Origin of the sequence: Actinomadura sp. BRA 177 (genome assembly GCF_013372625.1) — a bacterium.
Taxonomy (GTDB): Bacteria; Actinomycetota; Actinomycetes; order Streptosporangiales; family Streptosporangiaceae; genus Spirillospora.
The window spans coordinates 1-7152 of sequence record NZ_JABXFD010000595.1 but is presented as its reverse complement, the minus strand read 5'-3'; the positions used below and the strand labels follow the sequence as shown (position 1 = coordinate 7152).

The 7152-nt window shown below is 72.0% G+C and carries 8 protein-coding genes, 1 pseudogene and 1 riboswitch; of the genes and pseudogenes, 4 read left to right on the top strand and 5 right to left on the bottom strand.

All coding sequences use genetic code 11. The features are described 5' to 3' along the window. Window positions 1–233 precede the first annotated feature (233 nt). Window positions 234–872, bottom strand: coding sequence for a LysE family translocator (locus HUX53_RS33690; RefSeq protein ID WP_176407313.1), 639 nt, complete (start codon window positions 870–872; stop codon window positions 234–236). A 9-nt stretch (window positions 873–881) separates the two neighbouring features. Here HUX53_RS33690 and HUX53_RS33685 point away from each other — a divergent pair, with 9 nt between their 5' ends. Next, a complete protein-coding gene (locus HUX53_RS33685; protein WP_176407311.1) occupies window positions 882–2081 on the top strand; it encodes a PLP-dependent aminotransferase family protein in 1200 nt (399 codons plus the stop codon). 35 nt (window positions 2082–2116) lie between these two features. Here the strand turns inward: HUX53_RS33685 and HUX53_RS33680 are convergent, their stop codons facing one another. After that, window positions 2117–4615: a mannose-1-phosphate guanyltransferase gene (locus HUX53_RS33680; protein ID WP_176407309.1), complete on the bottom strand. Its 2499-nt coding sequence runs from the start codon at window positions 4613–4615 to the stop codon at window positions 2117–2119. Beyond that, on the bottom strand, window positions 4612–5301 hold the full coding sequence (locus HUX53_RS33675) for a CDP-alcohol phosphatidyltransferase family protein (protein WP_176407308.1): 690 nt from the start codon (window positions 5299–5301) through the stop codon (window positions 4612–4614). Before HUX53_RS33675 ends, HUX53_RS33680 begins: the two co-directional genes overlap by 4 nt. Here HUX53_RS33675 and HUX53_RS42775 point away from each other — a divergent pair. Next, a complete protein-coding gene (locus HUX53_RS42775; protein WP_176407306.1) occupies window positions 5292–5558 on the top strand; it encodes an NUDIX hydrolase in 267 nt (88 codons plus the stop codon). The two genes, HUX53_RS33675 and HUX53_RS42775, sit on opposite strands and share 10 nt — an antisense overlap. 19 nt (window positions 5559–5577) lie before the next feature. On the opposite strand, the gene HUX53_RS33665 is transcribed toward HUX53_RS42775, so the two are convergent. Further along, window positions 5578–5793: a hypothetical protein gene (locus HUX53_RS33665; RefSeq protein ID WP_176407304.1), complete on the bottom strand. Its 216-nt coding sequence runs from the start codon at window positions 5791–5793 to the stop codon at window positions 5578–5580. A gap of 131 nt (window positions 5794–5924) precedes the next feature. Here HUX53_RS33665 and HUX53_RS40370 point away from each other — a divergent pair, with 131 nt between their 5' ends. Next, entirely contained in the window at window positions 5925–6146 is a 222-nt protein-coding gene (locus HUX53_RS40370) for an MTH938/NDUFAF3 family protein (RefSeq protein WP_369009227.1), read from the top strand. Window positions 6147–6160: 14 nt separating this feature from the next. Here the strand turns inward: HUX53_RS40370 and tsaA are convergent, their stop codons facing one another. Further along, the gene (tsaA, locus tag HUX53_RS33655; RefSeq protein ID WP_176407302.1) at window positions 6161–6577 is read right to left on the bottom strand and encodes a tRNA (N6-threonylcarbamoyladenosine(37)-N6)-methyltransferase TrmO; all 417 of its coding nucleotides are present in this window, start codon (window positions 6575–6577) and stop codon (window positions 6161–6163) included. An 89-nt stretch (window positions 6578–6666) separates the two neighbouring features. After that, window positions 6667–6780, top strand: a riboswitch (TPP riboswitch). Between tsaA and HUX53_RS33650 the strand changes: the two are divergent. Continuing rightward, a pseudogene (locus HUX53_RS33650) lies at window positions 6776–7152 on the top strand (hypothetical protein); the annotation flags it as partial. (Overlaps the previous riboswitch by 5 nt.)

Genomic DNA, 7152 nt, shown 5'->3' with positions numbered 1-7152 from the left:
TCTGTTTGTGTTTTAGTATTGTACGCACGCCGCCGGGACTCCCCCTTCCCCCTGCGGCGGCGGCGCCAGAGGGGTATAAGAGACGGACCGCGAGGCGCCGGGCCGCCGCCGTCCGGGCGGCCGGCGGTCACCGGGGTCGTCCCGTCGTGCGATCACCGCCCCATCATGGCAAGTCCCCGACGCCCCGCAGCCCGAACCCGCGCCCCACCCCGCCAATACGGCAGCGGGAGTCGTCAGGTGGTGGCGGGACGGTAGAGCCCTATGTGGACGGCGAGTGCGGCCAGGACCGAGCCCATCAGGTAGCGCTGGACGCGCTGCCAGCCGGGGCGGCGCGCGAGGAAGGCGGCGAGGGCGCCGGCGCCGAGGACGATGAGGCAGTTCACGGTGATCGCGATGGTGATCTGGAGCAGGCCGAGCAGCATGATCTGGACGGCCAGGCGCCCGCGGTCCGGGTCGGCGAACTGCGGCAGCAGCGACACGTAGAGGATGGCGATCTTCGGGTTGAGCAGGTTCGTGACCAGGCCCATCGTGAAGAGGCGGCGCGGCGGGTCGGCGGGCAGGCCCCTCGGGGCGAACGCCGTCGTGCCGCCGGGGCGGAGCGCCTGCCAGGCGAGCCACAGCAGGTACGCCGCCCCGGCCAGCTTGATCACCGTGTACAGGGCTGGGACGAGCGTGAAGACGGCGGTGAGCCCGGCGGTGGCGGCGGCGACGTAGACCAGGAACCCGGCGGCGACGCCGCCGAGCGAGATCAGCCCGGCGCGGCGGCCCTGCGTCACCGACCGCGACACAAGGTACATCATGTTGGGGCCCGGCGTCAGGACGAGCCCGAGTGCGAAGGCGGCGACGGCCGCCGCGGCGGTGAGCGAGATCATTGCACTCCCGTGTGCTCGAATGATCTGAGGCTAGATCTCCGGGGCGAGGTCGGGCGCGGCACGTTCGTCCGGGCGGCCGGGCCCGCGCCCGTCCCGGCACTCGCGGAACCCACCGGGGCGAAGGTCGACCTGGAGCTGAGCTATCCCCTGATTCCGGAACAGGGCACGCTGCTGGCCGCCGGGATGGAGCGGCTCCTGCGTCCGGACGTGCTGGACGCGGCGCTCGGCCCCGGACGGGTCACCGGGACCCCCGCCGCCCGGGAGGCCGCGGCGGCGCTGCTGGCCGCTCCCGGCTGGCGTCCCGCCCCGGAGTCCGTGCTGTTCGCGGGGAACGGGCGGCAGGCGATCGCGGGCGCCGTGTCGGCGCTCGTGCCGCCGGGCGGGCGGCTCGCCGTGGAGGCGCTGACCTATCCGGTGATCAAGGGCATCGCGGCCCGGCTCGGCGTCACGCTCGTCCCGGTCGCGGCCGACGAGCACGGGCTGCGCCCCGACGCCCTCGCCGACGCGCACCGCGCGGCCCCGCTCGGCGCGCTCTACCTCCAGCCGACGCTCCACAACCCGCACGGGACGACGATGCCGTGGCAGCGCCGCGTCGAGATCGCCGGCGCCCTGGAGCGGCTCGGCCTCGACGCGATCGAGGACCGCGTCTGGGCGTTCCTCCCCGAGGACGGGCCGCAGCCCCTCGCGAGCCTGGCCGCGCGGCGCACCGTGCTGGTCGACAGCCTGTCCAAGCGCCTCGCGCCCGGCCTGAGTCTCGGGTTCGCCGTCCCGCCCGCCGCGCTGGCCGGACGCGTCGCCGCCGCGCTGCGCTCGGGCGCCTGGGGGCCCGCGCGCTTCGCGCTCGACGCGGCGACCGGCTGGATCACCGACGGCACCGTCGAGGAGATCACCCGCGCCAAGCGCGCGGACGCCGCGGCCCGCCAGGAGATCGTCGCCGAACGCCTCGCGGGCGCCGTCCGGTCCGGGCCGTCCTCGTACTTCTGCTGGTGGGACCTGCCGCCGCAGTGGCGCGCGGAGACGTTCGTGGCGGCGGCCGCCCGGCGCGGCATCGCCGTCACCCCCGCCGCCGCCTTCGTCGTGGGAACGGCCGCCGCCCCGCGCGCCGTCCGCATCGGCCTGGCCTCACCACCCCTGGAGACCCTGTCGCACGCACTGACCGTCCTCGCCGACCTCGCGACCGAGAACCCCGACGACATCCCGCTGGACTGACCAAAAGCCAGCCTTGCCAAGAGCAGTTGAGGGGGTTAGGAGCCGGCGCGTTCTACTACGGTGGCCCATTCTTCTAGGAGGGACTGGGCGGCGTCGGCGTCTGGGCCTTCGGCCCATAGGTGGGTCACTGCCTCGGCCGGGTCTGGGAGGACCAGGACCCAGCGGCCGTCGTCCTCTACTACTCGGACACCGTCGGTGGTGTCGATCGTGCGGTCTCCGGCGGCCTCCACGACGTGGCGCATGACGCTGCCCTTGGCCGCCCACGGGGTCGGGACGGAGCGGCGCAGCAGGTGGGCGTCGGGGATTCGGCGGTCGATCTGGGACAGCGTCAGGCGGGTGCGGGCGACCAGGCCGACCAGGCGGACGAAGGCGGCGATGCCGTCGACGGTGCCGCTGAACTCGGGCATGAGGAAACCGCCGCGGCCGTCGCCCGCGAAGATCACGCTGGGCTGGGCGGCGGCCTTCGTGAGGACGTCCTGGGACGTCGACGTCCACTCGACCTGGACGCCGTGAAAGCGGCACACCTGCTCGGCGACGCGGGTGGTCGTCACTGGAAGCGCCACTTTGCCGCCGCGGCGTTCGGCCGCCACCAGGTCGAGCATGACGAGGAGGGCGCGGTCGTCGCCGACCAGCTCGCCGTTCTCGTCCACGAGGGAGATTCGCTCGCCCACCGGGTCGAAGCGGACGCCGAACGCGGCGCGGGAGGAGGAGACGAGGTCGCCCAGGCGTTCCAGGTCGCGCATGCGCTCGGCGAGGGTTTCGGTCGGGTTGGCCTCGTCGAGGCCCGCGTTGCGGGTGAGAACTTCCACGCCGACCTTGCCGAGCAGGTTGGGGAGGACGAGTGAGGCGACGCCGCCCGCGCAGTCCAGGACGATCTTCAAGCCCGCCTCGCGGACGCCGCGGATGTCGACGCGGCGCAGCAGATCGCGCGTGTAGGTCTCCACGACGCGCGGCGGGTAGGTGAGTTCGGCGATCTCGCCGGGGAAGGCGCGGCGGTACTCCTGGCGGCCGAAGACGCGTTCCAGCTTGCGCTGCGCCGCCTGCGACAGGTCGGCTCCGCCGGCGTCGAGGAACAGGATGTCGACGCCCTGCGGGTCGCCGAGGGTGGTGCGGATGTAGATGCCGCCGACGGCGTCCTCGCGGCCGGTCTCGAACCGGGCAACGGTCAGCGGGGTCGCCTCCAGGTCGTTGACGTTGATGGCGCTTGCGGTGAGCGCGCTGTTCACGGCGCGTTTCAGGGTGCGGGCGGCGCGGGAGACGTCGCGGCCGGTGACGACCGTGGAGCCCTTTTTCAGGGTGGTCGCGTAGGCGCTGGCCAGCCGCACCGCCAGTTCGGGGGTGATTTCGACGTTGACGAGCCCGGAGACACCGCGCGGGCCGAACAGGTTGCGCTGGCCGCGCGATTCCCAGATCACGCTGGTGTTGACGACCGCGCCGGCCTCGATCGTCTTGAACGGGTACACCTTCACGCCGCTGGAGACGTACGCCTCGGCCTCGATGACGCACTCGTCGCCGATGACCGCGCCCTCTTCGACGCGGGCGCCGGCCATGATGTCGGTGTTCTTGCCGACGACGCACCCGCGCAGGTTCGTGGACGGCGCGACGAACACGTTGTCGTGGACGACCGCTCGATGCAGGAACGCGCCTTCCTTCACGACGACGTTGCTGCCGAGGACGGTGTATTCGCGCAGTTCGACGCCCGCTTCGACCTTCGCGTAGTCGCCGATGTAGAGGGGGCCCTTGAGGACGGCCTCGGCGTCCACTTCGGCCCCTTCGGAGACCCACACGCCGGGCGACATCTCGAAACCGTCCAGCTCGATGCCGACCTGCCCCGACAGCATGTCGGCCTGGGCCTTGAGGTAGCTCTCGTGGGTGCCGACGTCCTCCCAGTAGCAGTCGGCCACGTAGCCGAACAGGCGGGCGCCCTCGGCGAGCAGCTTCGGGAACACGTCCCCGGACCAGTCGACGGACTCGCCCTCCGCGACGTGTTCGAGGACTTCGGGCTCCATCACGTAGATGCCGGTGTTGACGGTGTCGGAGAACACCTGGCCCCACGTCGGCTTCTCCAGGAACCGCTGCACGCGGCCCTCGTCGTCCACGATGATGATGCCGAACTCGAGGGGGTTCGGGACGCGCTTCAGCCCGATCGTGACGAGCGCGTCGTTCTCCTTGTGGAACCGCACCATGTCGGTGAGATCGATGTCGGTGAGCGCGTCCCCGGAGATCACCAGGAACCGGTCGTCGCGCAGCGCCTCCTCGGCGTTCTTGACGCTGCCGGCGGTGCCGAGCGGGATCTCCTCCGTCGCGTAGCTCAGCGACATGCCGAGCTCCTCGCCGTCGCCGAAGTAGTTGCGGATCAGCGCGGCGAGGAACTGGACGGTGACGACGGTCTCGGTGAACCCGTGCCGCTTCAGCAGCCGGAGCACGTGCTCCATGATCGGCCGGTTGACGAGCGGCAGCAGCGGCTTGGGCTGGTTGGCGGTCATCGGACGCAGCCGCGTCCCCTCGCCTCCCGCCATCACGACGGCCTTCATCGGGGGGTCTCAGCTCCCTTCTGCTCGCCGGCCGGCGGTTCCGCGCCCGGATCGCCCCGCTCATCCGGATCGTGCGCGGTGTCCGGCCCGGAGGCCGGGGGCGAGCCGCGGCCGGCCAGCACCAGTTGCCGCGTCTGCGTCCAGTAGAGGGCGGCGGCCCACCAGTACAGGCCCGTCCCCCAGATGGCGAAGGACCATCCGACGATCTTCGCCACGGTCGCCGCGCCGCCGTCATGGTCGCCCAGCAGCAGCAGCGGGAACGCGTAGAGCAGGCACATGGTGCCCGCCTTGCCGATGAAGTGGACGGGCAGCGTGCCGCCGTACCCCAGCCGCCGGACGACCGGCGCGATCGGCAGGATCGCGAACTCGCGGGCGACCAGCAGCACCACCAGCCACAGCGGGATGATGTCGCGGATGGTGAGCCCGATCAGCGTGGCGAGGATGTAGAGCCGGTCGGCGGCGGGGTCGAGCACCGTCCCGAGCTTGCTGGTCTGGTTCAGCGCGCGCGCCAGCTTGCCGTCCAGCCAGTCGGACAGGCCGGCGAACACCAGCACGCCGAGCGCCCACCAGTCCGCCTCGGCGAGGATGAGCCACAGGAACAGCGGGACGCCCACCAGCCGGGCCAGGCTCAGGATGTTCGGCACCGTGAGGATCCGGTCCTGCGGGGCTTCCTGCAGTGTGCTCACCGACGCGTTCGCCTCCCCTGGTCCCCCTTGATCCTGACCCTACCGGTAAGGCTTGGAAAGCCCCCGATGGCGTCCATCCGGTGCGACCCGCGGCGGACGTGGCGGCGGCGGACGGGCACGGCCGGGCGCTGCTGATCCGGCGGCACCGGTTCATACGCCACCGAGGTTGGGAGATTCCCGGCGGACAAGTCGAACCGGGCGAAGACCCCGCCGAGGATGGCATTCATCACATCCACCGGACGGACGGCGCCGCGTGAACCGGCGAGCCGACCGACGTCACCGCGGGCTGACGGCGTCCGCGAGCGGGAGGACGGCGGTCACGACGAACCCGCCGCCGTCCCGCGCGAGCGCCACCGAGACACGCTCCGCGGCGGCGTGCTTGACAACGTTGGTCAGGGCCTCCTGGACGGTCCGGTACGCGGCGACGCCGATCTCCGGCGGCAGCGCGTGATATCGAGAGAGCGAGGGAAGGGAGCGCGATGGAGAGATCACCCCGGATCACGCACATCTCGTGGGGCCGCATGGAGGTGGAGGGCCTGCACGGCGGCAAGGACTTCAAGCTCTATCCGGGCGGCGGACGCGAGTGGGACTGATCCGAGCACGGCACCAGGCACGAGCCGGGCATCCAGCCGGGCGACGTCCAGGATCTGCTCGACCGCGGATGCACGGTGGTCGTCCTCAGCCGTGGCATGCGGCTGCGCCTGCGGACCATGCCCGAGACGCTCAAGGTCCTGGAGGACGCCGGAGTCGAGGTGCACGTGGAGGAGACGACCCGGGCGGTCGCGCTCTATAACTCGCTGGCCGAGACCGAGGCCGTCGGCGGGCTCTTTCACTCGACGTGCTGACCGCGCGGGGTGGGCTACGTGCCGGGTTCGCAGGGGAGGATGGGCTTCACGTCCAGGATCGGGGTGCCGTCCAGGGCCTCCAGGTCGCGGACGCGGACGCGGCGGCCCGTGACCTCCAGGATCTCGACCGGGTGCAGGCCGATGGGGTTGGGGCGGTCCGGGGAGCGGGTCGCGAACACGCCGCGCATCGGGGTGGACGGGTCGTCGCGCGGGTGGACGCTCAGGACGTCGCGCGGCGACAGGTGCAGCCACGTCAGGACGAAGATCCGGTCGCCCGGGCGGAGGCCGTCCAGCGCCGGGAACACGGCCGGTTCGAAGACCAGCCACGCCTCCGGCGCGCCTTCGGTGCCCTGTTTGGGCGCGGACGCCCGGTCGGTCAGGATGGACGAGACATGGCCGACCGGGGTGAGCGCGAACTCCTGGTAAGGCATGCCCCGATCTTCTCAGGCCGTCGCGCGGGCGCGTTCTACCCCGGCGGCGGCGGTTGCGGCAACGGGGGTGCGGCGGGTTAGCGTCGGGGGCGACAGATCGCGGGGGTCCGGCGAACCGGGCTGAGATAGCGGCTGGGACGGCCGCTGACCGCATGAACCTGACCGGGTAATGCCGGCGTAGGGAGAGATCGGGTCGTCATGACAGAACGTGTGGTTCCAGCTGCCCGCAAGACCTACCTGCAGGGGTCGCGCCCGGACGTGCGGGTCCCGATGCGGGAGGTGCCGCTGACCAACGGCGACGTCGTCGTCCTGTACGACACGTCGGGGCCGTACACCGATCCGGCGCAGGAGACCGATGTCCGCCGGGGGCTGCCCGCGCTGCGGGAGGCGTGGATCGCCGAGCGGGGCGACACCGCGCCGTACGAGGGGCGGGCCGAGGGGGACGGGCGCGCGCCCGTCCGGGAGACCCAGCCGACGCCGGCGTCGAAGAGGCAAGGGGAGGCTCTCGGGGCCACCCCACCCTTACAAAAAAATAAGAACATGACAGCACACCTACACATCTCGCACACACAGAA